The organism is Pelotomaculum schinkii, from assembly GCF_004369205.1.
In the GTDB taxonomy this organism is placed as follows: domain Bacteria; phylum Bacillota; class Desulfotomaculia; order Desulfotomaculales; family Pelotomaculaceae; genus Pelotomaculum_C; species Pelotomaculum_C schinkii.
Window position 1 is genome coordinate 185,912 of record NZ_QFGA01000003.1, and the last position, 26,364, is coordinate 212,275.

The 26,364-nt window shown below is 50.0% G+C and carries 27 protein-coding genes; 25 read left to right on the forward strand and 2 right to left on the reverse strand.

Features of this window, described 5'->3' with window-relative positions; translation table 11 throughout:
* Positions 1 to 72 precede the first annotated feature (72 nt).
* The gene (locus Psch_RS16995; RefSeq protein ID WP_243124188.1) at positions 73 to 951 is read right to left on the reverse strand and encodes a DUF4338 domain-containing protein; all 879 of its coding nucleotides are present in this window, start codon (positions 949 to 951) and stop codon (positions 73 to 75) included.
* Entirely contained in the window at positions 935 to 2,575 is a 1,641-nt protein-coding gene (gene tnpC / locus Psch_RS17000) for an IS66 family transposase (RefSeq protein ID WP_190259019.1), read from the reverse strand. Before tnpC ends, Psch_RS16995 begins: the two co-directional genes overlap by 17 nt.
* 273 nt (positions 2,576 to 2,848) lie before the next feature.
* Here tnpC and Psch_RS17005 point away from each other — a divergent pair, with 273 nt between their 5' ends.
* The 25 genes from Psch_RS17005 (at position 2,849) to Psch_RS17125 (ending at position 26,321) form a co-directional block, all read left to right on the forward strand.
* On the forward strand, positions 2,849 to 3,247 hold the full coding sequence (locus tag Psch_RS17005; protein WP_190259020.1) for a hypothetical protein: 399 nt from the start codon (positions 2,849 to 2,851) through the stop codon (positions 3,245 to 3,247).
* A 263-nt stretch (positions 3,248 to 3,510) separates the two neighbouring features.
* On the forward strand, positions 3,511 to 3,780 hold the full coding sequence (locus tag Psch_RS21800; protein WP_190259021.1) for a DUF2325 domain-containing protein: 270 nt from the start codon (positions 3,511 to 3,513) through the stop codon (positions 3,778 to 3,780).
* A gap of 13 nt (positions 3,781 to 3,793) precedes the next feature.
* Positions 3,794 to 4,297, forward strand: a complete 504-nt coding sequence (locus Psch_RS21750; protein ID WP_427910126.1) for a metal-dependent hydrolase — start codon at positions 3,794 to 3,796, stop codon at positions 4,295 to 4,297.
* An 18-nt stretch (positions 4,298 to 4,315) separates the two neighbouring features.
* On the forward strand, positions 4,316 to 5,497 hold the full coding sequence (locus tag Psch_RS17020; protein WP_190259022.1) for a hypothetical protein: 1,182 nt from the start codon (positions 4,316 to 4,318) through the stop codon (positions 5,495 to 5,497).
* Between the two features lie 86 nt (positions 5,498 to 5,583).
* Positions 5,584 to 6,429 carry a conjugal transfer protein gene (locus Psch_RS17025; protein ID WP_190259023.1) on the forward strand — a complete coding sequence of 282 codons (846 nt, stop codon included), beginning with the start codon at positions 5,584 to 5,586 and terminating at the stop codon, positions 6,427 to 6,429.
* Between the two features lie 29 nt (positions 6,430 to 6,458).
* A complete protein-coding gene (locus Psch_RS17030) occupies positions 6,459 to 6,791 on the forward strand; it encodes a hypothetical protein (protein ID WP_190259024.1) in 333 nt (110 codons plus the stop codon).
* 29 nt (positions 6,792 to 6,820) lie between these two features.
* Entirely contained in the window at positions 6,821 to 7,180 is a 360-nt protein-coding gene (locus tag Psch_RS17035; protein WP_190259025.1) for a hypothetical protein, read from the forward strand.
* A gap of 38 nt (positions 7,181 to 7,218) precedes the next feature.
* Positions 7,219 to 9,663 (forward strand): ATP-binding protein, encoded by a 2,445-nt coding sequence (locus tag Psch_RS17040; protein WP_190259026.1) that lies wholly within the window; start codon positions 7,219 to 7,221, stop codon positions 9,661 to 9,663.
* Positions 9,654 to 11,105, forward strand: coding sequence for a hypothetical protein (locus Psch_RS17045; RefSeq protein WP_190259027.1), 1,452 nt, complete (start codon positions 9,654 to 9,656; stop codon positions 11,103 to 11,105). Before Psch_RS17040 ends, Psch_RS17045 begins: the two co-directional genes overlap by 10 nt.
* Before the next feature lie 16 nt (positions 11,106 to 11,121).
* Positions 11,122 to 12,417: a hypothetical protein gene (locus Psch_RS17050; RefSeq protein ID WP_190259028.1), complete on the forward strand. Its 1,296-nt coding sequence runs from the start codon at positions 11,122 to 11,124 to the stop codon at positions 12,415 to 12,417.
* Positions 12,418 to 12,433: 16 nt separating this feature from the next.
* On the forward strand, positions 12,434 to 13,600 hold the full coding sequence (locus Psch_RS17055) for a peptidoglycan DD-metalloendopeptidase family protein (protein WP_190259029.1): 1,167 nt from the start codon (positions 12,434 to 12,436) through the stop codon (positions 13,598 to 13,600).
* Entirely contained in the window at positions 13,601 to 14,998 is a 1,398-nt protein-coding gene (locus Psch_RS17060; protein ID WP_190259030.1) for a CpaE/TadZ family protein, read from the forward strand. It abuts the gene before it with no gap.
* 27 nt (positions 14,999 to 15,025) lie between these two features.
* The gene (locus Psch_RS17065) at positions 15,026 to 15,415 is read left to right on the forward strand and encodes a hypothetical protein (protein WP_190259031.1); all 390 of its coding nucleotides are present in this window, start codon (positions 15,026 to 15,028) and stop codon (positions 15,413 to 15,415) included.
* A 37-nt stretch (positions 15,416 to 15,452) separates the two neighbouring features.
* The gene (locus Psch_RS17070) at positions 15,453 to 16,088 is read left to right on the forward strand and encodes a hypothetical protein (RefSeq protein WP_190259032.1); all 636 of its coding nucleotides are present in this window, start codon (positions 15,453 to 15,455) and stop codon (positions 16,086 to 16,088) included.
* Positions 16,082 to 17,386: a TadA family conjugal transfer-associated ATPase gene (locus Psch_RS17075; RefSeq protein WP_190259033.1), complete on the forward strand. Its 1,305-nt coding sequence runs from the start codon at positions 16,082 to 16,084 to the stop codon at positions 17,384 to 17,386. Before Psch_RS17070 ends, Psch_RS17075 begins: the two co-directional genes overlap by 7 nt.
* Positions 17,387 to 17,390: 4 nt before the next feature.
* The gene (locus tag Psch_RS17080; RefSeq protein ID WP_190259034.1) at positions 17,391 to 19,217 is read left to right on the forward strand and encodes a diguanylate cyclase; all 1,827 of its coding nucleotides are present in this window, start codon (positions 17,391 to 17,393) and stop codon (positions 19,215 to 19,217) included.
* A 4-nt stretch (positions 19,218 to 19,221) separates the two neighbouring features.
* The gene (locus Psch_RS17085) at positions 19,222 to 20,577 is read left to right on the forward strand and encodes an ATPase, T2SS/T4P/T4SS family (protein WP_190259035.1); all 1,356 of its coding nucleotides are present in this window, start codon (positions 19,222 to 19,224) and stop codon (positions 20,575 to 20,577) included.
* Positions 20,578 to 20,594: 17 nt separating this feature from the next.
* Positions 20,595 to 21,383: a type II secretion system F family protein gene (locus tag Psch_RS17090; RefSeq protein ID WP_190259036.1), complete on the forward strand. Its 789-nt coding sequence runs from the start codon at positions 20,595 to 20,597 to the stop codon at positions 21,381 to 21,383.
* A gap of 29 nt (positions 21,384 to 21,412) precedes the next feature.
* A complete protein-coding gene (locus tag Psch_RS17095; protein WP_190259037.1) occupies positions 21,413 to 22,198 on the forward strand; it encodes a hypothetical protein in 786 nt (261 codons plus the stop codon).
* A 252-nt stretch (positions 22,199 to 22,450) separates the two neighbouring features.
* Positions 22,451 to 23,236: a hypothetical protein gene (locus Psch_RS17100; RefSeq protein ID WP_190259038.1), complete on the forward strand. Its 786-nt coding sequence runs from the start codon at positions 22,451 to 22,453 to the stop codon at positions 23,234 to 23,236.
* 165 nt (positions 23,237 to 23,401) lie between these two features.
* Entirely contained in the window at positions 23,402 to 23,722 is a 321-nt protein-coding gene (locus tag Psch_RS17105) for a type II toxin-antitoxin system Phd/YefM family antitoxin (RefSeq protein ID WP_190259039.1), read from the forward strand.
* A gap of 304 nt (positions 23,723 to 24,026) precedes the next feature.
* On the forward strand, positions 24,027 to 24,425 hold the full coding sequence (locus Psch_RS17110) for a hydrolase (RefSeq protein WP_190259040.1): 399 nt from the start codon (positions 24,027 to 24,029) through the stop codon (positions 24,423 to 24,425).
* Between the two features lie 240 nt (positions 24,426 to 24,665).
* A complete protein-coding gene (locus tag Psch_RS17115; protein ID WP_190259041.1) occupies positions 24,666 to 24,920 on the forward strand; it encodes an AbrB/MazE/SpoVT family DNA-binding domain-containing protein in 255 nt (84 codons plus the stop codon).
* Positions 24,920 to 25,321, forward strand: coding sequence for a type II toxin-antitoxin system VapC family toxin (locus Psch_RS17120; protein ID WP_190259042.1), 402 nt, complete (start codon positions 24,920 to 24,922; stop codon positions 25,319 to 25,321). The genes Psch_RS17115 and Psch_RS17120 overlap by 1 nt, the downstream gene beginning before the upstream one ends.
* A gap of 49 nt (positions 25,322 to 25,370) precedes the next feature.
* Complete coding sequence (locus Psch_RS17125; RefSeq protein ID WP_190259043.1) at positions 25,371 to 26,321, forward strand: copper amine oxidase N-terminal domain-containing protein; 951 nt, start codon at positions 25,371 to 25,373, stop codon at positions 26,319 to 26,321.
* The last annotated feature ends 43 nt before the right edge of the window (positions 26,322 to 26,364 follow it).

Consider the following 26,364-nt stretch of genomic DNA (forward strand, 5'->3'; position numbering starts at 1 on the left):
CGGCCATCTTCGTTAATCACTATAACAAAAAAAAGCGTCCCTTGGAAGGATACGCCGATAATAAAAGCAAGGTTAAACCAGAAACATGCGAAAGTTTTTATCAAGAGGGTAGAGATAGATATCCTTTACCGGTACCTTGTGTTTATGAAACCTGTCCAGTTTACCCCGGCCCTGGGTGGCGCCGACATAAATCCAGTTGGCCGCCTTGTAACAGGTACCGGCAAAACGATCTTTCTCAACAAAAGTCTCCATGAGCACCGGCCTGTAGCCATAGACCTCCTGCCAGTCCAGAGGCAACCTTTTAGCACAGAGAGACAGGATCTTTGAGGCAAGGTGTTGGCATCGCACCCAGGGCAGGATCAGAAAGCGGGAGTTACCGACCAAAAGATGCAGATTTTGCACCCGGCGCTCTGCGCTCCAGCCGATCCAGGCGTCCCTGGGCCCCACCTTCCAGGCTGCGGCAGAAAACCCGATGGCGCATAGATAGCCGGCCGGCGAGTTGATCAGATACCGGAGCTGGGCGCCCGGCAAGGGAGTGTAGCCAAGGTAGTGATATCGGTCGATAAGCTCGTTCCAGAGGGAGGAGTCCTTTTTAGAAGCAACCCGCTTTAGTTCCAGGGGTAGCAGGGACTGCAGCTGTCCGGCGATGTTTTCTTTAACCTCGCCCTGCTTCGTCCGGCGGGAGAATTTCTGCCCGTTGCCATTGGTTGTCCTGGGCTCCGGCAGGGTGATCAGACCGCAGCGGTGCAGCCTTAAGAGCAACACCCGGCAGCTCATGTCTTTGAGACCTCCGTCCGGCTTGCGCCATGACCAGGCCAGACAGACATCCCGTGAGATCTGCGCACGGGTGGCGGATGGATTAGCATCAATAATCCGGCGGATTATTTCCAGGTCAGCAAGGCTAAGGAGCTTGCCGCAGATAGTCCGGGGGAAGTCAGCCAGTTGCAGCATGATGCTTCCCCCCGGTGCGCATGCCATATTTCCGGATGATCTCCTCCGGAATGTTCCAGGGAAGATAGCGTTCCAAATGAGGCGGCGCTCCATTGCACCCGGCGCAGGCGTCCAGGTAATACCTGAGATAAGCCTCGACATCGAGGTCATGTTTTGCTGCCGTCTGCAAGACGGACATGGAGTAGGCCAGCAGGTTGCCGCTCCATACGGAGTGCGTTCCATAATAGTTTTTACGCCCCAGTGCGGCAGGCCTTAACATACGCTCGGCCAAATTGTTGTCCATGGGCACATAGGGGTTATCGACAAAGACCGTCAGCCCATCCCAGTGTTTCAGAGCGCTATGCAAAATCTTTCGCTGCTGCCAGTGGAGGCTGGGATCTGCCAGTTCGGCACTAATCGAATTCAGCATTGATTCCAGGGCGCTTTCCAGTTGCTCATTCGCGGCAGCAAAGAGTTCCGGTTTATCCAATACGGCCAGCCGCTCATCATTCAGGCGGTAGATGGCGGAAATCCTTGATACCCAAAGCTCCGCCCATGCTTTGAGGGCATTAAGAGATTTACCGGCATCAACGAAATCCCGACGGAAGTGAGACCAGCAGAGCGCCCTGACCAATCCCTCAATGAGAGCTGCCAGCTTGCCGTAGGCGGAAAACCGGTCGCAGCTGACAATGCCCCTGGCATCCTCGCCGAAATGTTTCCGGGGGACATCACTGGAGCGGGACTGATCAAGGACAAACACCACCGTCATGGGCGAGACAAAGACCCACAGCCACCAGTGCCAGCCCTGTTTGCCGCTCGCCTGGACAAAGTTCATCCAGCCGGTCTCGTCAACATGCCATTGGCTTTCGCTGCGATTGATTTCCGCCAGCAAGAGATAGAGGGGATAAAGGAGCGGTTCCAGCTTTTGGAGCATGCCGGTCAAGGCGCCCTCACTGATTGCCAATCCCTGCATCCGCATAATCGTGACCATCCGGTGCAGGGGAATCTGGAAAAAGAATTTCATGATCAGGATATGGGCCAGAAAAGCGTTGGAGAATTTCCCCTTGGGTATGACCTGAGGCGGTTTACCGGCAGTCACAGCTCTGGGGCCGGGGCAGTTGCAAGTGCTGAAGGCCTTCTTGCGTACATGCTTCTTGCATACGAACCTTGTTTCATAGTCAATCTCGTAAGAGACTTCATCAAGGGTTGTGATCCTCCGGGGTTTTCCACAAATAGGACAATACATCTGATCATCCGGGATCTCGTGAATTACTTCTACCTCGGGAAGGTCGGGAATCTTGCGTCCGTGTCCCTTGTGGCCAAATCTGGCGCCTCGCTTCTTGTCCGGAGCTGGCACAGAATTATTGACGCTATCATGATCATTCGTTTTCTGATCATTTGTAGGCTCCGGCGATTTTTCCGATGAACGGCCAAAAAGAGAGCTATTACGCTTATTGAGCAAGGCTTTTAGACGATCATAATCCTCCGCCAGTTGGACCTTTTCTCTCTGGAGTTGCTCTATTTCAGTGTTCAGACGCTCTATGACGCTATCCCGTTGCCTGACAATGGGGCAATTAGGAAAGGAACAATTAGTGGCGGTGTAAGGCTGATTAAGCTTTTGTTGAAGGCAGGTTGAAGTGTTCATGTCCTGATTATGCACTAAAAAAAGAGCTGTGTCCAGCCCTTCAGTAAAACTTTTTAATCTTGTGTTAGATTATCAACAAAAAAAAAGGGTGGGCTGGTTCACTGAATACTTACAAAACCAGACAACAGAACGATGCAAGAAGCGCTTGAAAGAGGTGAAATATGAAAATTTTGGGTAATCGGATTAGTGGGTTGAAGTAAATTTCTAGATAACCATAAAAGTAAAAATAATTAATGTAAATTTTGGTAATAAAGCGAAGGAGAGTTGTAAGTAATGGATATTACGAAAATATTCGCTTTAAGCAATAAAGAGCTGAATATCTTAATAGCTTTAAAGGTTTATAAGTGGATACCAGTTCAAGGTAATTGGTGGATGAATCCATCGGAGCAATTCAATTGTTCACCAGAAAAGGCGGATGCCTGGATGCACGAAACTACAGGTATAGGCGTGTCATATAACGGCAAAAAATACACTGGTTATACCACCATACACTTTAATCCCAGTACCAATATCGATGATGCTTATGAACTGGAAGAGCATATTAAAAATTTAGGATTACAAAACAGTTATATTAAAGCACTGTGTAATATTGTTATTGATGAAACCTGGGGTTTAATTCATGCTACAGCAAAACAAAGGTGTCAAGCTGCATTATTTGCGGCAATGAGTTAGTGCACATTTTTTACGACAGTCGGGTTGCCCAACTGGAAATTGCTATCCCAGTTTCAACCTGAAAATCCGAATACCCAAAATTTTCAAGTGTGCCTAAATTTTAAGATGAAGCAGGAAACCCACAAATTTGCCTGGTCTAGGAAGCCCCTTCCTGAGCTGTGCGAAGGGAGGGGTAGTTCACGGGACAAATGGTTCTTACCATTTGTCCCCATCCATGCCCTGGAGCAGTCCGCCAGGGCTTTTTTGGGGGAGGGGGTATTACCATGAAAAGTTGCTTAATTGTTGGTAGCGATAGAATTGGTGCTGCCGGTAGAGTGTTGCAAAACATCTATGGGGTCACGGAAATAGTCCATTGGAATGGCCGACGGGCAAGGCCTCCAACGTGTTTGCCGAAAGGAGTCTGTCTAGTCATAGTTGTAGTCGGATATGTCAACCACAATTACGCTCGCCGCATAAAAAAACTTACGAATAAAGCTGACATACCGATTACATACGTTTCACGCGGGCTGTCAGGATTAAAAATGTCTGTCTAAAGGAGGGGGTAACCTGCTTTTCCCTACTCATTTTGTAGGCGGCGCCCTTACCGCCTTAATTTTTTCTACCAACGGCGATGCTAAAACGACCGTGATAGCCGCAGTAACCGGAGGTATTGCGGCACTTCTGCCGGATATTGATTCGCCAAAGTCGTTCCTGGGTTCAAGAGTGCCATTAGCACCTTCTGCAATAAGGATGACACTTGGCCATAGGGGGCCACTGCATTCTCTGGCTGCAGCCGGCGCAGTTTATGTGTTATTTCAATGGTATCTACCACAGGTTCTTACCGGTCTGAGCTTGGGACTTAATTACTGGATATTCTGGGGCTATGCCTCACACCTACTTCTGGACATGTTGACCCCGGAGGGAGTGCCGTTGCTCTGGCCCGTACAGGGACGCCTAGCAGTACCCATCGCGTCAACCGGCAGCATCCTGGAGAGGTTTATGGTCTTCCCTGCTGTATCATCGTTGTTCCTGTTTATACTATACAAAAAAATTGGGGGTGTGTTTTTTTGATGGGCTGGGTGAGTAGCGGTGTTTGCTGACAAACGGGCCATAGCCGGGGTTTTCCTGACCACACTTATTATCATTTCCGGCTGTTCAGGGCAAACGGGCAATACACTTCCACCCGGAGGGGGGCAGCCTTTAACAGAACCGGCGGCGGTGGCTCCGCATGGTATTGACACAGACAGCCCCACTTCGGCGGATAGGGTGACTCTCAACTGTTTTGTAGACGCCGATCGGGGAAATGATTTCATAGTGCACGGCACGTTTCATTTACCGGGTACCGCCCCCGAGGGACAGAACGTCAATCCGGAAAGGTTTCAGGTCGTTATCCCAGCGACGGAAACAGTGAGGGAAGCAATACGCGCCTCCGTCGGTCAAACGGTCTCCTTGTTCGGCAAATTTGACTCCATCTACGGAACCGGGCAGGGACTCTTTTCACCGGTGAGCCTGGAAGCGTCCGCACAGGCGGTACCACAGGCGCCTTCCTGGATAGGTTGGGGGTTGATAGACAACACCCAAGCCGGTCACTTTTTCGAATGTAGAGAAGGCGCTGCCTTGACGGACTGGGTGACCAATCTCTCAGACTTAGCTAACGCGCTTGATTTGCCAACTGATGAAAATATATCAGACTTCCTGTCCCGGGCAGAAAAAAACGGAGGATTGGCAGCGCTGAAGTACAAAACAAACCAGGTCTTACTTGCCCGCCCGCTTGTCTACGACGGTGATAAGGCGCTGGCCGATATCCGAGCCGGATCGGGGCAGTTCGGGTTCGTGACATCGGCGAAAAATTTACAGAACATGCTTGTGCATCATGCCGATGTTCGGGAGAGCGACGTCAAACGGTTTATGTCCGAAGCAAAGGGTATTTGGGGGGAAGGCGACGGCCCCCATAAACAGGCGCCGGCTACGATATTCGGTATCGCTGAGAAGAATAATACGGGAATTTATGTAAAAGGTGTCCAAGGGGACTCCTTTTCAGAGTGGATGGATATATTCCGGGGGAAATCTCTCGGGTACCCCGTGAAATGGGAAGCTTTAGAGTTGCCGGAGCAATGCTTGAACAGCGGAAACCCAGTATACTGCTGGTTTTCCGGTACGCGGGTTCAGGACCCGACAACAAAGCAATGGTATTTTAGTGTTGGCACGGTCTTGACTGAAGAACGCTACGACGCGACAATGACCACGCTTAGTGCTCTTCTGGAAAAGTAGAAGAAAGGGGGAGATACAAAATAAGACTCAACCATAACCATTCCCGGTATGGTCTCGCGGGTTTCGTCTGGCTGGTCATCATACTTTTGGTCGCCACGGCGGTACATGCAAACAAATCGGCCACCTACCTTTATGAGAAGGCAAGCAGCGGCGCCACAATAAGCGACGTCCTGGACTATCAGCAAGCCGGAGAACTCGCCAAAAATTTTGTCACCCAGTGGGCCACGTTTACCGGTGACGCCAGTGACTACGCCCGCAGGCTGAAGGTATTTAACCCGTCTTTATTTATTCCGGCGCCGGCAGGGGGCGTCAGCCGCGTCCTGTCAGCTTCTGTGGTCTCAGTAGAGCGTAATAAGGCGGGGAGGTACCTGATCACGGTTTTCCTGCAGACTCAGCGCTTCGGTGACTTGAACAATCCCGACGCCGTTCCGGAAGCGTACAAAAATCCTGCGCCCCAGAGCCAGACCGGATATATGGGCGTGCAGCCCAAACAAAAAGGCTGGGAGGGTAGCCAGATGACCGTCCAGGTAGCCGAGGCACAAAAGGACGGTAAACTATACGTTCTAAACGCCCCGGTACTGGTGGCTGCGGCAGCAGCTCCTGCTGTTGAAATCGAACGCGACTACTCGTCGCAGCCCTCCGCACCCGTAGTTTCCGCTCTGACAGGGTTCTTAAAAGTTTATTTTTCCAGCGCCAACCCTGCGGACCTGGTTAATTTCGTTACGCCGGAAAGCGGAATAACCCCGGTAGGAGGGTGGGAGCTAAAGAGCTTGGATAGCGCCTTCGTGGACGTGGCCGCCTCGCCTACCAGGGCCATGGTCAACGTGACGGTGGCCAGGGGTGATTCTACGATTCAGCAGCAACTATACCTGTCTTTAAAGCCGCAAAACGGGCAGGTGTTTGTCTCAAAATTGAGCCCGGAACCAAATTAAACGAAATTAAACGAAAGGGTGGGTGAAGAATGTTCGGTACAAACAAACATGCCCGCACGTTATTGCTGTTATGTTTCTTAGTCCTCAGCTTGCTTGCGATTCCGCAAATTGCTTTTGCGGATACTGGAATTGCGCCAATAGACAGCCTGTGGAAGTTGCTGGCAAACGGGGGCGTATTTCTTCTTTTCGTGATCCTGTTAATCACCAGCATAAAGAAAATGTGGGAGCACCAGATGATGGGTCTTGTGATTATCATTCTTTTTGGTGTAATCATCCTGCTGGTTGTAAACTCTGACTTTGTGATCCAGGTCGCAAAAGGCATCGCAACCAAACTTGGATTGACCTGGACTGGCGCACAGTGATAAAGCAACATTGGACCTCATACAGGAGCTTGTTTCGCTTCGCCGGGACAATTCACAGGATTGACTCGCGGACCAGGCTGCCCGGACCGGTAAAGGTGGACACCATAATTATTTTTCTTTTTATGTACGCCCTGCTTTATTTTCCGAGTTGGCTGTTGGGACCTGTCTTAAGAGCCGGGTTCCACGTAGATGTATGGTTCGCGGATTTTGCGTTTTCTGTCGGAGCTACGTACTTTTTCACCAACTTTGACCCGGCCGGTAAGTTCCTTCCCTTTTACATCCTGGATATTATTCAGTTTTATATCCTGCCGAAAAAGCACAGGGTGGGCAGCCCGTTCAGGCCGGACAGGAGAAAAAGAGAAAACGGGGAGTATTTCCTGCTGGATTAGGAGAGCCTTGGTTGCTCTCCTATATCTATCTATGGGGGGTGCAAATAATCGATTTCCCGGCCAAAGGAGTCAAGGACAATTTAATTTTTACGAAAAACTCCGTTTTTGCTTTGTATCGTTTCGGCAGTGTTTCTTATTGGCACCTGGCCGACGAGGCGAAAAAGCAATATGTCTATGCTTTTCACAACGTATTAAGGAACTTTTCCGGACGGGGACAAATCATATACCTCTCGGAGGAACTGAACGTTTCCGCCAACGAGTACGTGGACGGCGTCCCGTTGAGCCCTGCCCCCGAGCTGCGGGAAGAAGCGCGCCGGCATGTTGATTCCGCCGTTAATTTTCTGGCGTACGCCCGGGCTCAGCGGCGCCGGTCCTACCTTTGCCTTCAACTACCGGTGGCTCAGGCGGAATTTTATACACTTCACGACGTGCGGGATCAGTTCCTGGAATGGTTTACCGCCCTGCGCAAGTCGGCCCTGGTAACACAAAAGAGCGTGCAGTCAGCCAAGGTGGCTGAATCGGAAATGTACAACGCCATCAGTAATGAAATGGAACTGACCAGGGCGGAACTTGAGGATTTTGAGTTTATTGTCAGGCGAGTTGTTGAGCGTTACGGCCCACTGCCGCGCAATGTGCCGGACAGGAGCGAGGTTTCCCTTTCACCGGGTGTGCTGACGGCTCTTACAGCTGGGGCGTTTTTAGACGCAAAACTGCGATATCTCATTTCTGACGTCAATGACAAAAAAATCTACCAGACATTCATAACCTTTGCCGACGTGCCGAGGTACCTGCCGGTCGTGGGGAGGGAATGGCTAGCTACAATAGATCGGACTTGTGAATTCCCCGTGGACGCCGTGGTTCACTTCGAGGTCATCCGCCCGGAAGCAGCAAAGAAAAAAGTATCCGCGAAAAAAGGCATGCTCAAAGAGCAGCTTGAAGAACACCTCGCCGGCCAGGGTGAGGCCCCCCGGGCGCAGGAGTGGGCGGCCACGGTAGCCGGCGACCTGGAGGCGAAAATTGATGACGGCATGCCCCTGATTCGATTCGGCGTTGTTCTCGCTGTTGCCGGGCGCGACATTAGAGAGATGCGTTCGTATACCGACGTTATATTTCAAAAATTCGGCCATGGCATCAAAGTGTGCACGCCCCCCGGAGACATGCTGAAGTGCTTATACATGTTTTTCCCCGGGGCGGAGTTTCACAAGTCTCTGCCGGGAATACACGCCGATCCGGGGTACGTTGCCTCTTCCGTACCCATGGCGGGGACGGAGGTGGGAGATGAAAAAGGACTTTTGCTTGGTTTTTCCAACAACTCTCCCGTACTATTCATGCCCGGGCTTGCGATGCAGAAAGGCTCCGGCGCGGTGGCCATAACAGGCACCCAGGGTGGCGGGAAGTCGATGCTCGGCAAGACCATCCTTCACTACTGCATGCTTTGCGGCGCCATAGGCTTCGGAGTTGACCCGAAAGACGAATTGAAGGCGTTTAAGGATCTACCTTTCTCCATGAAAAAGGTAGATTTTTCGCCCGGCGGCTCATTTCGCTTAAACCCCTTTACTTTCAGCCCCGACCCGCGGCGGGCCGAGACCATTGCGAAAGATTTTCTGGGCATCCTCCTGGAAGCGCACAAGGATGACATGGCGGCTCGCCGCCTGATCATCAGCCATGCCGTACAAAAAGTGATGAGTGGGGACAGGCGAGACATGTATGTGTTTTTGGAGTGCCTGGACGAGATGGCTGGAAAAATTCCCGGCGGCTCCATGGAAGAGGAGGAAATCAAAGAAGCGCGCGTGTGTTCACGCCTCGCCCGGCTTATTGAGTCAAGCGCGCTGGGCCAAATGATCTTTGGCCGGGACGTAAGCGGCTCGCGTTTGGAAACCAGGGAGCAGTTGACCATTTTCAACCTCAAAGAACTGCCCCTGCCGAAAGTAAACGATACTCCGACAATATACGATCATGTAACGGATTCGGAGAAAATCGCGGTCGCCCTTCTTTTTCTGGTGGCCTCCGCTGCCAGGGAGGCGATGTTTCGAGTTAGTATAGAGGCTCTTAAAGTACTGTACCTGGACGAGGTGTACCATTTGCTTCGCGTACCGGCCGGCTACAGGCTGGTAATGGATATACTCAGGATGTGCAGGTCGTTAAACATAATACCCATCCTCATGACCCAGAACCCGTCCGATCTTGACGAAAGCATACGGAACAACCTCGGTTACGCTTTTGCCTTTCGTATGAAGGCCCGCGATGAAGCAGCAAACGCGAGAAAACTGCTGGGGCTTCCCGCCCTGGAGAACGAGGCCCTGGAGAACGAGAAAGAGATGGATGCCTTTTTTGAGGAAATGAATTCTCTCCCGGAGGGCCATTGCTTTATGCGGGACATGAAAAACAGGGTGGCTGAAGTGGAGATCACTCCCCAGCCCGGTTATTTGCTGGATATATTCGACACCAGGCCAGGCAAAGGGGTGTTTGCCGAATGCGTTTGACAGGGAGAAAAGAATTGCAAACCCTTATTTCCTTACTATTGGTTCTGGTCGCTTTACTTACGGCTCCGGAACCGGCCTTTTGCGAGTCAGTGGGCCCGCCAACCCAGGACGATTTATCAACCCCCGTGGGGGTTGTTTTTTTTGACTTAAATGGAAGCGCCGCAGCCGAACGAAATGAACAGATTCAAAACCAGGAGATGCCCCTCGAAAATGCCCCATACATAAGTAAGGATGATCTCCTTGCAAATGTAACCGAACCTTCCTGGCTGAACGTTCCGATGTCAAGGCTTCGTTTCGATACGGCTGAGGATCACGGGGTAGGGGTGTTTGCCAGGGTGACCGGCAAAAATGTCGGCGGCGTGCTCGCCTCGTTTGCCGACGGCCTCTTCCAGTTATCCAGTATGTCCGTCAACTGGGGTATCGAGATTATTTACCTGGCTTTTAGAACGAACTGGATTGCAGCCTTTGCATCCCAGGTGACTGCCCCAACGCTTGCCTTATGGCAAAGCCTTTTCGGCTTGGGAATGGGCAATAGCTCTCTCTTCGGACTGTGCATGATGGTGCTGTTCGGTTACCTCCTGTATTACCTTGCCCGCATGCAGCTCATGCAGATTGTGAAGACAACCGGCGTAACCATCCTGATCCTGGTGCTTGCGTTCGTGTATTTTGCAAACGCCGGTAGAGTCCTTCTGTCCGTATCGAACACGGCCGATGCCCTGAGCGGTTTCGTCCTGTCGGCTGTCGGCGGCGCCTTTTCCAGCCAACCGGACCAGACGGGCCAGAGCGGTTTTGACTCCATGCTCCAGAGTTTCGGCAATTCAATGTGGTGCGGGCTGGTGGCCAATACCTGGGCTGCTCTGGAATTCGGGACGACCAAACCGCAAGACCTCATACTGACTGACGCGGAATACCAGCGGATGCAATCCAACAGTACAATATCCGAAAACAGTTTCGACCCGAACAGCAGCCCTCCTAAGCAGATAAACCCTTTTACCGCCGGCTGGATCAAGCCGGGGTCCAGGATTGATCAGATTGTGCTTTCGTATTCTGTTAACAACGTGGCCAGGGGTGAGATCGTTAATGTCCTGGCGGATCAGAGTGTTGACCACGGCAGGCACGCTATCGCCAGGGAAAATTTACTTCCTTACAACAAAATTAAATGTATCGTTTTCTCCTTTCTGTTTTGGTTGCCCGCCACAGCGTTTTTAATTTTCAGCGTGGTCATCGGGGGCTCGATGATCTTGGCGCAATTTACTTTACTGGGCTTGGCGCTCTTATTGCCGATAATCTTTTTGGTTGCTCTGGTTCCCGAGGTTGGATGGAATTTCGGCTACAAGGCAGTGAGGATGGCAGTCGCGGCACTCAGTACGAAAATTGTGTACGGTATTTTTCTTTCGGTGATTGTGCTGATAATAAACTTTGTTTTCTGGTTAACCAGCTAAAGCGGGGAGATGCGGCATGCTTATTTTCACATATTTCATTCTAATAGGCGTATTTGTAGGGGCTCTAATACTACGAAAAAAACTAATGGATGCAACCGTTGGTGCCATACACAAGGGAGCGTTGACGTTAAACAACCGGGTGGAGGAGTGGGGCAACAAGCAGATTGCGGAGAATCCCTCCAGTCCAATGGCGCAGTGGCGTTATGGAAAACTGTGGAAAAGAGCGGAGGCACGTAGGGAGATATACCAGAAACTGCGTGAAGAGAAATACGGACAGAAAAAGGACGGCAGTAGGCAAGAAAAAGGCGCCTTTGGGGACGCCGGCGCCCCACTTCCGGATAACGGGAAGCCGGATAACGGGAAGAATGTTGGTACGACCGGGAATCCTCTGGAAGATTCCACTAGTCAGACAAAACACACCGGAGGCCGAGAACCCAAAGCTCCCACAAAAGACCCGGAAGAGAAGAAATCACCGGGAGAGGAGCCCACTACTGAAACTGAAACTGAAACTATTCAAACTCCCGTTGAGGGCTTGGAGCAAATGCCGGAAAAGGCCAGGGAGTCTTTTGGCTGGCGGTCTGCTCCGGATGGGCAAAGAGGCGGCCAGGACGAAGATGTTTTGGAGGTATTCGGGCCCTGGGACAAGATCCCGCAGGATGCCAGAAAGCCGGTCAATTACAGCGTGGTAACGGAAGAAGGCAGAAAACAGAAAGTGTACGGGTCGTGGGAAGAAACTCCTCATGGGCCTGTTTTAAGGGAGAACTACTGGTCTTTAGAAAGGACCCCACGCGCATACCAGATAATGAGGGATAACGCAGGCAATGTGTTTGCACGCAAGGTTGGTGTTGACAACGCAGCGCAAAAACAGCAGCAGGCGGGGCAACAAACTGCACCGCAAGCTTCGCAGAATATTCGCCCGGAGGGTTACTCAGCGCCGGAATCACCGCCAGTTCCGCAGCCGAGTGCAAACCAGGCGGCCACGGCAACCCGCCGGAGGATTCCGTTAAGAATGGCTCAGGCACCGGGTAGGCCTGCCAGCGGCGACTTTCGGAATAGTCCTGCTGATACAGCTCGGGGTACGAGGGCAAAATCGCATCCAACCCAGAGGAGGGAACGTGGGCCGGTGGACTTTGGCGCCAGGTACTCTCCCGGCACCCATCCGCCAGAAGATACCGATGAAAAGACTATACGTCAACCCGAGTTCGCGAAGGAAGAAAAAACGGACGTCCGAACAGCAGACCCATATATTCGCGCGAGAGAAGAAACAGCCGACCCGGATAGGCACAATAGTGATGAAAGAAAACGACACTAACCCGGGGGTGACGGACGTGGAAGTTGAAAAAGCGGCCCGGGTTGCCTTCAGGGGCGCCGACGCGGTAGCGGCTACTACCGGCATGGCCTCCGGAAGGGTTGGCGCCGCCAAAAAAATTATTGGCGATAAACTGCTTGAGAAAGCTACGGAAACAGCCTTTAAATACAAGGACTACTGGTGGGGAGTTTTTATCCCGCCCCTGGTTGGTATGGGGGCATTCTTTTTTTTACTGGTATCTTTGATTCTTTTATTCATGCCTATACAGGAACAGGGATTTAACGGCGGGAGTCCATCTGTTTACGCTTTAGCCAAAATTCCACCGGAGTACCTACAGATATTCATGGCGGCTCAGAAGAAATATGATGTAGCTTGGAACGTCCTGGCCGCAATCGCCAGCGTGGAATCCAACTTTCGTCCCGACCCGGGGTTGTCCGTAGTTGGCGCCGTGGGGTTTATGCAGTTTATGCCGACAACGTGGTCCGGGAATAGAGACCCTCTGGCCAGGGATGATCCGTCGGCGCCGTCATATGATACCGATCCCAAGCGTATTGCAAGTTACGGGGGCTATGGGGAAGACGCCGATGGGGACGGCGTGGCCGACCCTTACAACCCCTGGGACGCTGTTTTTGCGGCGGCTCACCTTTTGAAGGCCAACGGATTTCACGAGGATCCAAGAAAAGCGATCTACGCATATAACCACGCCGAATGGTACGTGGACAAAATATTAGATGTGGCATCCACCTTTACCTCGGAAATGCTTCCGGATGCTACAGCAAAGGGATTGCCGGTGCCGAAGGACGTATATCTTATCACTTCTCCTTTCGGAAACCGCCCCAATCCGTACGATAACACGAGAACGGAGTTTCACCAGGGAATAGACATTGGCGCGCCTCTGGGCACGCAGGTCCTTGCGGTGAATGACGGTACGGTGCTCTCATCAGGGTGGAACGACGGTTTTGGACTGGAAATTGTGATTGATCACGGCAGCTATAAGACGCAGTACGCTCATTTGGAATTCAGCTGCGTACAGCCGGGGGACAAGGTGGTGGCCGGTGACGTTATAGGAGCTGTAGGAAGCTCCGGCCGCAGCACCGGACCCCATTTGCATTTCGGTGTCAATGTAAACGGAACCTGGAGCGATCCGGAAGTGTTCCTGGGAGCAAGGGAGGAGGCAGGTAAATAATTGTTGTTCTTCAGCAATAACGCCCAAAAGCTTCATACACTTGGTTTTAGAACAACGGAAAACTCGGGGGAGGCAGATGCTGCCGCCTTTTTCGGTAAAGATTCTTATGAAGAGGCAGTAGCCATAGCGTCAGAAAAAAAAATATGCTTTATCATGGACGCCGAAAGTGAGTTGGGCTTTTTCAATGTTGCCCGCCTTGCTTTTTTAGGCATTATCGTTTTGAGAGATATAGCAGCGTTAAAGGCGGTGGTGGAATTCATCGGTGAGAAACAAGCCGTTGATGCTCCCGGGAACGAAAAAAATGGTCATGAAGAACAGTCAGATATTGTGGCCGCACTTTTTAAAACTACTGGGAATGGGGAAGAGCCTTGCCCATCCGCCCATACTCAGCCCGGCGAGCTGGGACAGGTACCTGGTGAGTTGGCCAAAGAAATAGATGAGCTTCCCGAAGTCGAAACGTTGGAGAAACCGCCGGAGTTGCCGAAACCCGGCATGACAGACGTGGTGGAATGCCCGCAAGGTAAAACTGACGAAAAAAAGGTTCTTAACTCCCCACCACATCCAGTTGCAGGACCTAAACGTTTGGATGTAACCGCTAGTCCCAATGTTGTTTTCAACAACATCCTTGCGTCTTATTCTCCCAGCACCAGCGTTGGTAAAACTTTTCTTGCGGTTAATGCGGCTGCGTGGTTGGCGGGGCGAGGAGTAAAAGTTGCTCTGATTGACCTGGACCCCGATAAGGCCGATCTATGGCATACCTCATACATGGATACATATGGCCCGCCCAGGGTGACGGTTTCAAATTGGGCGGATGTTGTGGGTGACCCGGTTCAGCATGTTTCTCAGCACCCCAATTTACCCAACCTTTTTGTCCTGCCGGGAACGACGTTGGTTGGAGGCCCGTTGCCGGATGCCGCGGTTGTGGAGAAAATATTGCGCGTTTTGGCCAGTCGTTTCGACGTGGTAGTCGCCGATTTAAACGCGTTGCTCCGGCTTACCCATATTGTCGCGGCGCTGCGGATGGCCGGAAAGATCTTTCTGCTTTCGGATTTGAGTGAAAAAAGCGTGTCGCAGACCAGCATGATATTTTCGCAGGCTTCCGAATTAGCCGGGCGTGACAGGATGTCCATGGTCGTCAACATGGTTAAACGGGGACAGTTGTATAGGCCTCGGGATATTGCCAAGATATTCGGGTTTGCGGAATTCTCTGAAATTCCGGATGACCCGAAAACGGTCATGTCCTGTTTAAAATCCCGGCGCTTCCCGGTAAACACAGTTTCACCCGTCGGGAACGCCTTGACAAAGTGTTTCGAAAAAGAGTTGTCCGGGTTCGCGGAGACGCCTGGTGAATTGAAGCCTTCCAGGTGGAAGGGCTTGGCCGGGTTAAGACGCAGGTGAATAAAGTATAAAAAGGAGCGTTAAGAGTTGTTTATTCTTCCACCTGTCATCATCATTCGAGTATGTGGTTTTGTTGCGGGGATAGTGATGTTTAAAGAGTTGCTTGTGATCTGCAACAAGCCTGATAACAAGACATTTGAGTATTTATATAAAGCCGGAAAGTGGGTGTTTTACCTCATGGTCTTTTACATGTCTGCAACTGGGTATTATCTTCTGGTTCCGGAACTGCAGGACAGCCCCATACCAGTCTCAGCGGTGGCTGTCTTAATGCCAGGTTTATTCTTGGGAATATCCTCGCTCGTTTTGCACTATGTATTGCAGTTTTCAAGAAGAATGATAGTAATTACCTCAATATTAACTACCTCATTAGCGCCTGGGATGTTAATTCTTGGGGCTTATTATTATTCACTTCAGTAACGTGACTTTAAGGTCGGAAAGGAGCGATTTTCTGCAAGTGGGAATTATAGAAATTCTTAATAAAGCAGGACGTGCTTGCTTATTTTTCGGCATTAAAGGAGGAGTGGGAACGTCCGCGGTTATTGCGACCGTTACAGGGATTTTGGTGGAGCATGGTGCGGTGCATTTTGAATTGTCCCTTGAGCCTGACGCCTGGTGTTATTACGGTAAATCAACCGGGGAGGCTGAAGGTTCAGGTAAATATTATTCACTGAAAAGTAGAGTTCCTGGTGAGGTGCCTGTTCTTCTGATCGATGTTGGTACCGATGCTCCTTTAGAAGAGGTTTCGCTTGCGTTTTCGTTTTCGGATTGCGTTGTGATGGTTATCGACCGTTCGGAAATATCTTTTAACCTGGCCAGAAAATATTTGGAGGCGGGAGTCGTCCCGGACGTCCTGGTGGTATGCCGGACTTTTCCTGGGTTGGGAAACGGCGCGGAGGTATGTCAGGGTGAATTCGGGAGGTATGGAATCGGCACTATCATTGGAGTTCCCGGCTCGGTGGACGAAGAGCGCGCCGTTATTTCTGCCCAGCGTCGGGGTGTTTCGCCCTGCGGCCAGAGCGTGGAATTGGATGCTGCGGCCGGAGAAATCGCGGCGGCGATATTGCAAAAAATGGAGGTGCGGTCATGCTGAGTGAAGCTCTTTTAAACCAGATCCGCACGGAAATTTTTATCCGGCTTTCCCACCAGAACCCCCTTGCCCTCCAGGATCTTTCGATTTCGAATAACTGGGAGGCTTTCCGCCGGACGGCTGAGACGGTCTTGACCGACCGTCTTTTTTCTGAGGAGAAAAACCTGATTAATAAAGCGCTTGATGAGATTATGCTGGACCCTTATGGCTGGGGGCCGGTACGCGAGCTATTGAATAACAAATCCGTAAATAATATCTGGATCAAGCACAATGAGATAATGTATGAAAGTGAACAAGGGCGCCAGCGGTGGGAAAATGTTTTTCAGTCGGAAGAGCATTTGCGCAAGACTGCGGAACGGATTGCATTGGCATCCGGACGAAGACTCGACGAAGCTAATCCAGCGGAAGACTGCCGGCTGTATGATGGTTCAAGGGTTTCTATAGTGGTTCCTCAACCATCTACTAGGGGTACAGCTGTAATAGTGCGGAAATTTCCGAGGTTATTTACCCTGGAGGAATTGGCTGAAAAAAGTCTGTTTCCAGCTCGGTTGCTGCCCATGCTTAAACTGATGGTGAAGTCCAGGCTTAATATTTTTGCGGCGGGCGCCATGGGTTCTGGTAAAAATACATTCTTAAACGCCCTGCTGCTCTGTGTAGGGAAGGATGAAATCTTGATTTTCATAGAAAACCCGGCTGAGTCCAGGGTTGGTCTGCCAGATCCGGAAAGGCCGGACCTGCCGGCGCCTTTCGTTTACGTCTATGAGCCACGACCGGCTAACCCCGAGGGCAAGGGGGAAGTATCAGAGGAAAAGCTGTTTGAAAAAGCGCTGCGCCAACAGCCTGACAGGCTCATGGTTTCGGAGTGCCGAAACAAAACGACTGCCAAATACACGCTCATGGCAATGAATCTGGGACACTCCTCCATGTCAAGCACACATGCCGACGGACCCAAGGAAGTGCCGACACGCCTTGCCGAGCTTCTTGGTGGCGATTCACGGGATAGCTTGGCCAAAACAACAGCGGTGGAGGTGGTGTTTTTCCTCGCGCCGTTGAAGGAAGATGAAGGGTTGCCAATTCACCGCCGGCTGATGGATATATGTGAGATCAGGAAAAGAGACGACGGATTGCCGGAAGTGGTGTCCCTCTTTTCTTACCACATGCAGGGTTGGGAAAAAGGAATGCCTGTAGGTGAATTGTTGCCGACAGGGATAAAGCCATCTTTTTTACAAAAAAGGAAATTATCTATTTATTTGAGCAAGGAAGAAAGGGAACTGCTTGAGTCATTTTTCGGGGAGAGTTGATTGTATGTTTACCATAATAGCAGGCGGAAGCCTTGATTTTATTAAGGAGTGCCGTGAGGCGGCGAAAAATGTAAGCGTTAAGATCCTCGCAGAGGTATCTTCTATTGAGGATACCACTCCCCTAATTGATAAATTCGCCCCTCACGCAGTAATAATCACAAGCGAATGGGCACCAAAAGCGGCTTCTTGGGCGAGGGAGCACAGAAATACGAAAATATTTGTTTCCGGTGGAATCGAAAAAAGCTGGAGAGATGAATGGGATGAAAAAGGACTGCCCATATTTGTGGTATCCGGCAAAATATATAAGGCGCTTTTGGAATTGGAGGCTCATTTAAAGTTTACCTCTCCGACTAACTTTCATCCTGAAAAGCAGGGGAAAGCTGCCGAATTGCCAAAGGGGTTTTTCTTTTATGAAGGTTTCACACCTATCCATGAGCTGGTGGGTAAGAGCCCCGTTGCCGTGCTTGTTGAGGCGGGCGAAGGGGTAATAGAGACAATAAAGGCATTGCGGAGGGAGTATAGGCTATCATCGGTGCCTGTCGTTGTTGTAGGAAAGTGCGAATCAACCGGCTGCTACAGAGCCGGCGCAGATGAGTGCGTGGAAGATCTCAACAGTGAAACGGTGGAGCGCATTCGTGTCAGGGCTAACAAGATGCGTGAGATGTGGAAAATGGCCACTAGAGATGACCTGACCGGACTATACAAGCGTGTTTTTTTAAATGATTACCTTAAGGAACAGGAACGACGATACCAGGAAACCGGAGTCCCGTTTAGCGTCATGATGGCTGACCTTGATTACTTTAAGGAGGTTAACGATACCCACGGCCACCAGGCGGGTGATACGGTACTGAAAGAGTTTGCTTCCTTTCTGAGCTCCGGGACGAGGAAAGCCGACATAGTAGCCCGCTATGGTGGAGAGGAATTTGTGGTCGTCTTTCCCAACCTGGAGAATGTCAGGACAATAGCTGAAAAGCTATGTCGGGGGTGGGCGGCGAAGGAGATAAGGTTACAAGAGGGGATACGGATAAAAAGTACATTTTCAGCAGGTCTGGCTACCATGGGCCGGGATGCCGGGGACGGGGAGGGACTGTTAGCTGCCGCGGACAGAGCTCTATACCTGGCAAAGGAATACGGAAGAAACATGGTGAAGGACATTTCATCTGAGCATGGTGAAGTCGAAGTCTTCAAAGAAAATCTGCCGTTTAAAGCGTTTAAAAAGAAAGGTATCGGTTTTGAGAAAAAAATCCGTGCCCCGGCAGACATTGAGTACGCCATTGATGAAATCAAAAGACATAAAGTGATAGTTGTTTGGAACCTCGATGGCTGGGGGAAAGCCGAATCGGCGATAGAGATAACCGTTAAGTTGCAGAAACATAAACGGAGAATCTTGTTGGTGGAGATGGACTTCCTCAACCCGGCAATAGACCGCATTGCCGGGATTCCTATTGTAAAAAAGAAAGATATACCCGGCAAAAGCGTAACCGAGATCGGAGCTGGATTGTTAACGCTCGGTTCTCAGCTACAGCCGGATCATACTGTCGGCCTGATTAGACCAAAATTGAAAGTAGACTACCTTGCTGCCGGGAATGACTTAGGTGTAACCGGTGAATATGCCGGCGAACAGGTGTATCATGACATGGTTGCTCTACTGGCGAAACAGTATGATCATGTCGTGATAGACCTTGGGGTTAACACGGACAATCAAGTTTTTCGCGGGGTAGTAAAGCGGGCTGATATCCTGGTTATACCGGCTTCTAATAATAGTGTTACGTATACCAGGTACGAAAAAATTGTTTCTGTTAAAGAGGCGGTTTTTGTGAAGAGGAGTTGATTAAATGAGTGTCTGGGCGGAAAAAATTCAACGCGATAAAGAAAATATTATTGAGGATTTAAGCAAAAATATCCGTAAAGAACATTCGTGGTTGGTCACAAAAAAACTGGTGGGCGATGACTATGACAGAGCCCGTGAAATAGTGAAAACAGCGGTGTTTAATAACAGGGAACTGTTACACGAAGAAAGATTAGAGACAATTCAACATGTCATGGGAAGGTTGACAGGTTACGGCCCACTGCAGGAGTTGTTTGTCGGGAGAGTGCATGTTCCAGGCATCGGTACGAAGGATGGTATGGTAAATGCGAATGAGATAACAGAAATTATGATTGTGCCTGCGCCGGACAATAAACCGCCGATTGTGTTTTTCGGCTGCCGCGGCCGGCGTTTTTACGCAGGGAACCATTATTTCCACGATAATCAGCATTTACTACAGTATTGCCAAAAGATCTGCGATGACTCTGAACGCTCCCTGATAACGGACTCGCCAATACAGGACGCATGGCTGAAGGACGGCACGCGGGTGAATGTGATCGCCTTCGGAGCTTCGCCGCTGGGTCCGACTGTTACCATGCGCAAATCGCCGCTCTTGAGGCCGCCCTTGCCGATGGAAGAGTTGGTAAAATCGAATATGCTGCCGGAGTTCGCCGCCAGACTGTGCCGGGACGTATTGAATAAAGGGTACGCCAAGGTAGGCATATTTGGTCGCACCGATAGCGGGAAAACGACTTTTATGAAGGCGTTCGCCCTGTTTTATCCGCCCACAAAGCGGATAATTATCGCCGAGACATCATACGAATTTTTTCTACCGGGTTTTGACAATTGCTTGAACTTGGTGGAGGTGATAAGCGGAGGCAAAGTAATTGTAGACATGACAATGCTGTGCAACGCCATAAACCGTAGTAACCCGGACATATCGGTTGTTGGCGAGCTGCGGTCAAAAGAAATTGTTGCAGCGCTGCAAATCGCCGCGTCAACGAACTGCTTTTTAACAACTGGACATGCCGGCTCCATAAGCGACCTGCGCATCCGTATCGCCGGTATGCACAGAGACGCGGGCATCGAATTACCGCGTGATTCCCTGGACGAGACTATTTCAACACTTTCCGATTTTATCATCTTCTTTGGCAAAGAGACCAAGACGCAAGAAGAAAAGCGCACGATGATGTCCATGGAGGAAGTAATTCCGGGGGGTTACCGCACCATCATCCGGTTCGATTTTGACGAATTTGCGGCCAGCGGTAAAAGACAGTGGATTTATGAAAATACTATCAGTAAGGAAATGTTGTCACACCTGGCGTTCCAGGGGGCGGAGTTACTGCCTGAATACAAGGAAATCAAGCAGAAATACTTGTATTAAACAAGGGGGTTGTGGAATTGAGCGCCAGTTTGATACTTTTTTTATGTCTGTTTACTACAGTATTTCTCCTGGTATGCCGGGACTTTGAAATTGAGAAAAGCTGGCAGGCTTTACTGCCCGCACTTAGTGCGGCGGTTTTTTTCTTCATGGGTTCATGGATATACCTATCGCCGATGGCCGGGATAATCACTGGTATATTCGGCTATAAGCTGTGCAAGAGTGTCATGCGCTGGCATAGAGAGCGCCGGACGGACTTAATCAGAAAGCAGGCACGGGATTTTGTGACGGCGGCGGCCGGGATGTACGCCAGCGGTAAAAACGACCGGAGCGTTATCGAGGACGCGTCCAAAAGCCTGTCTGAACCTCTGGGCAGTATGCTGGACAATGTTTTGAGTAATTACGATTTCAACGGCGTCGCATTTTTGGATTCATTCAGGAGAATGTCTGAGGAGACGGGTGTTGATGAGTTTAGCGCTGTGGCGGGTATTCTGGAATTCGGCAAACAGGGTGGACCAAGAGCGACGGGGCGCGGTCTGTTGCGGCTCAGTAATGCGCTCCGGCGCCGTGATAAGCTACTAACCGAACGGGCTAAGGCCGTTGCCGAATCGTCGGCGGTCGCATGGGCGGCAATCGGCATACTGGCCGTAGCCTCCTTAATTGACGCCATCAAGTTTCGTGATTATTTTGCCGCTTCGTTTATCGGCAGGCTTGACTTGGCTGTGGGTGTTGCGTTCATTGTCGGGTTGTTTTTCCTGACTCAAAAACTGTCGCAGGATAGAGATTTGATGAAAATTGGAGGGAGTTAAAATTGGTATTTCTTGAAGCAGTCCTATTTTTGTCAATCTTAGTTGCCGTGTACTCATTGCTGGTCTCCGGCGAGCGCCTCAGTGTTGCAGAGGCCACGGTGGACGCCGTGCGATCGAAGATACTGGAGTTTATACAAAGCAGCCGTGACAATGAAAGGATTATCGACATCCTTAAATTGGACATAGAGCAATTAGTAAAAAAAGGCTTTCTGGCCGGCTTAATGTTTGGGCTTACATTGCTTGCAGTCACGGCAAAATTTTTAGGACCTTTTTCGGCCCTCATGGTGCCGCTAGGTATCGCTGTCGGGTTATTGGTAGTAAGCAACACCATTTCGCGCTCATACAAGGAATGGCAGGAAAGGATATTAAGCGACGCGCCGGTGTTGGCAGATTTCTTGCCAGCGTTCCTGGAGCTCAGGGGCGTAAGCACACGGAAAGCTTTGGAAAATACGGTACCGTTCTTGTCGGGGCCGCTGAGAGAGGAAATGGCGGACGCAGTGTTAAAAATCAAGGACACTGGCGCGGCAAAGAACGTTTTTCGAGAATTGGGAGAGCGGGTTGGTAACGCCACCGTTAGCGCAGTGTGCACCAGGCTGTCAATGGCGTGGGATACCACGGTAACGCCGGATTTGTTCATGGATCTATCCGAAGAAATAGGCTACGCGCGGGAACTTTCGGCGGCCAGAGCCACGACCATGAAGATACTGTATTTTACGCTGATAGCCTTGGCCGGACTGCTTGGACTCTTATTTCTGGCCGGGTACCCGGGGTTTATGTCGTTCAAGGGTATGATGTCGCATATGTTTGGGGGATAGCGGACCATCGCGCCCGGCTTTTGTGATATCACTGTGATTGGAGGTGGAGAAGAAACGGCTAAAAGGCTAATGGTTACCTTGTCGCTTGTGTCGGTGGCCACAACGATCTACTTTATCATTTCCGGTACAGATTACTGTGCATTATCATCTTGCATATATAGTAAACCAGTACTGTTTATAGGCTCCCTTTTTTATCTCGCAGTTGGCCTTACTTATCTCCTTTCATATTTGGGCAGGTTCAGAACCCCTTTATTGCTGACCGGTATGGGGACGCACATAGCCCTGCTATGCTATGGCTATTTTGCTTCCGGAGGGCTGTGCCCGGTATGTTTAGTTTTTGCATCTGTAACAGCCCTACTTACTGCGGGCAATTTCCTTACAAAAAAAAGTGTGCGATTTTGTTTTGTATTTGCTGCACTGACTTTATTGACGATGGCGGGGCTTACTTGGACAAGTAGCGCCAGTGAGAACCAGTCCATCCCCGTCTCTGACACGATTATGGCCACACAGGCCAGCCAGGAGCCGGAAAAACAAGGGGGAGCCACCACCGCAAATGAAGACAAATGTGAAACCGAAGAAGCAAAGAACAACGAACCGGTATATGAAGAGAGCGAAGCCTCCACAGAAGATAGAGAAGATAGGGTACCCGAACAGGCAGAACAGCGTATTCCGGTTCAGCCTGAAAAGACAGTAACTATAACCGTCCAGCGAATAGATGGTGGCAAGATAAATTTGGATATTTCTAAGAAACCCGCCCTGCTGTTTGCCCCCGAATGTTCCGCTTGCCATAAGGTACTCTCTTACGTTTCCAGTTTAACAGACAAGCCGTACCTGGTTAGTGTGTTTTATCGTGGAGAAGCAGAGAAGGTTAAGGAAGAGATGGCTCAGGAAGGCATGACCGGTGAGGAGTTTTATATCCTTCTAAAGCCACCGGTGAAAGGAGTGCCGGCGTTGTTGTATTGCAAGGATGGTGAAATGGAGGTGGAGATCGGCGATACCGCAGTGGAAAAATTTTTAAAAATGCATCGCGGAGCGTAAGAAGCCGTTAGGCAATCGACTGCCCCTTAGTTATTGCAATGACCGTCTCGGGAGGCGGAAAAAATGTTGCAATTATTGTATAGCAACGAACCCTTTTACGGATGGCCATGGTTTTCCATTATATGTTATGATTGCATCAAATAAATACATTAAGGGGTAATTGCCATGCGCATGGTTAATGTAACAGATGTGAGAACAGGTATCCGCGCGATTCTTTCTGAGGTGGTCAAGACTAAAAAGCCTATCGTAATTCTTCAGCGCTCCAAGCCTGTTGCATACCTGGTTGATGCAGAGTCGTTTGAAAATATGCAAAAAACCGAAGAGACAGAATCCGATGCTTTGACCAAAAGCAGGAAGGAAAGCATGCACAGGATAATGCAATTAAGGGCTAAGATAGCTAAAAAGAGGGGTGTGCAAAGCGATTCCACTAAGTTAATCCGCGAGTTGCGTCAACCACCCACGCCTAAAGGCGAGGGCTTACAGTGAGCAAGCCCGGTTTACCAGCCTGAGCCTCTAAAAAGAAAGGAGGGCTGACGCCCGCGCTGTCTTTCCTCCCATGGCTGAAGCCAGGAGCTTCCACTCGGCGGAAAGGAAGTTAAGTTAGTGGGAAACGGTAACCCCGTCTAACAGATAGGAGATTTCTTGCATGAAAAAATTCGTAACGTCTGTTGTCTTTTTTGCCCTTGCAGTAATCTTTGTCCCCTGGCTGCGTGTGGTATAAATCATGATGCAGGAAAAACGAGGCTACCGTGGAAATATTAATTAGAACGATTGCTGGGAGTTGATCGATATGGATGATGAACAATTCCAAAGACTTGTGCTTGAACAACTGAAAGTGCTTACGGATGGCCAGAAAGCGCTGGAACAGGGGCAAAAAGGGCTTGAGCAAAGCGTAAAGGGACTTGAACAAGGCCAGAGGGGACTTGAACAAGGCCAGAGGGGACTTGAACAAGGCCAGAGGGGACTTGAGCAAACTGTAAAAGGACTTGAACAAGGCCAGAAGGGGCTCGATCGAAGCGTAAAAGGACTTGAGCAAAGCGTAAAGTCGCTTAAACAAGGCCAGGAAGAAATAAAAAATGAGCTCAAGTATATTTGGGCTGACATTAAGAAGATCGACAGCCGGCTTTCCACCCAGGAAGAAGAAGTTGTCATACTAAAACGTCTAAAGGAAGGGGCGTACTCAAGTTAATATCAGGAGAGTGATTCTAGTGTTCAAGAGATTGACCGCGATTGCGGCAGTCTTTATTTTTTTGCTGCTGTGTTGCCCGTCTTTACCGGGCAATTAAAGGAACAAAAACATATGTTTGTGTATGGAGCCTAAGAAGTCATCAGCCATCGACTGTTTCTTTCTTCGTCCAAGGTAATTATTGACAGCGTAAGACTTATATGATAAAATAAATCAAATAAGATTTACAAGAAGGTGTAAGAAATGTACACTGTCAAAATTTCTTCCAGGGGTCAAATAGTGATACCGGCAGAGGCGAGAAACAACCTCAATCTTAAAGAAGGTGATATACTCTCCTGTTATGTAGAAGAAGGAAAGATCATTATAAAAACCAAATCAGCTAAAATTAAAAAAGGGATCGTTGATGAGACATTTGGCCTATTATCAGATTTGGATTACGACATGAAAGACTATGTTGAACAACTTCGTAAAGATAGCGGAAGAAGGCTGGATGTCTAATGAAAGTAGTCTTCGATACTAATATAATCATTGATCATTTAAAGGGCTTACCTGAAGCAAGGGAACAATTACGGAATGTCGAAAACGGTGTGTTCGAAGGTTATGTTTCTGCAATTACGGTAATGGAATTATTATCTGCTCCCAGAATATCTGAACAACGTTATGAAGCAATTAGAAATTTGCTCGAAGCCTTCGAACATATACCTGTAGATAAGAAAGTTGCAACTATCGCAGGTAAGTTGTTATCAACGTACCGTGCCTCACATGGCATGGACCCCTTGGATGCCCTTATTGCTGCAACAGCTCTGGCTAACGAGGCAGTTTTATTTACTCTAAATAAAAAACATTTCAAGTTTATTGCGGGTTTAGTCAGTATGAATCCGTATTTAACTGAAACCTAAAAACGGAATTGCGGAGTGCAAACTTGTAAAATCCATAGGAGGTCTTCCGATGAAAAAAATTTTTGCGATAGTCGTATTTCTGGCTCTTGCCGTTATCTTTACTCCTTGGTTGCATCCGGCTACAGCCGAGCAGGTGGATGTGTACGAGGACAACCATTTGGTTAAATCGGTGGTATTCAAGATCGGGGTGCCGGTGTATGTGGTGAACGGCCAGACCCCCGGCGTGAAGATGGATGTGTCTCCATTCATCCAGGATGACCGGACGTTTGTGCCGGTAAGATTCCTGGGCAACGCCCTGGGTGTGAGCGACGAAAATATTAATTGGAACGGTGAAGTGCGGCGCGTATTTGTTGCGGGGCCGAATAATACCAGCCTGGTAATGACGTTAGGTGTTAAGGAGATTGTGGTCGACGGCCAGGCCCGGGCCATCGACGTGGCGCCGGTACTGACCAGCGACAGGACGTTCCTGCCGGCTAGGTATGTGGCCGAGGGCCTGGGTTATGAAGTAGCCTGGGACGAAACGACGCAGACGGTGGTGTGCTGGCCGGCCGGGCAGCCGAAGCCGGACGTGAGCGCCGCGGTAGAATACCTGAGCCAAGTGCAAGAGCAGCCGCAGGCCAACCAATACATTCCTGCGGGCTGGGAACAGGTCAGTTACAGCGGCGTTAGCGCCTACATCCCGCCGGGTGCGGAGAACAGGTATAAAGGCGTGTACTTTATGGAAAAAGGCATCATGGTCCAGTTCGACGATGCGGATGCTTTGACTATCAGCTACCCCTGCAAGCAGTATTCAGACGAAAAAACTGATCAGGTTGCCAAAGACCTTCTGCTGGCCAACATCGGCGGTCCCGATTTAGTGCAGCAAATCTGGGAGTACGGCGCACAAAAGACTACTCGGGGGTACTTGCTACCTTTTAAACTTTTCCCTGGCACGGAGAAGTTCAAGGAAATTCAGGTGGGAAATGATGATGGTTGTATTGCTGTGACGGGCATTTATTAAATCCGATTTGGAAAGGAGAAAACCTAAATAATGAACACAAAGA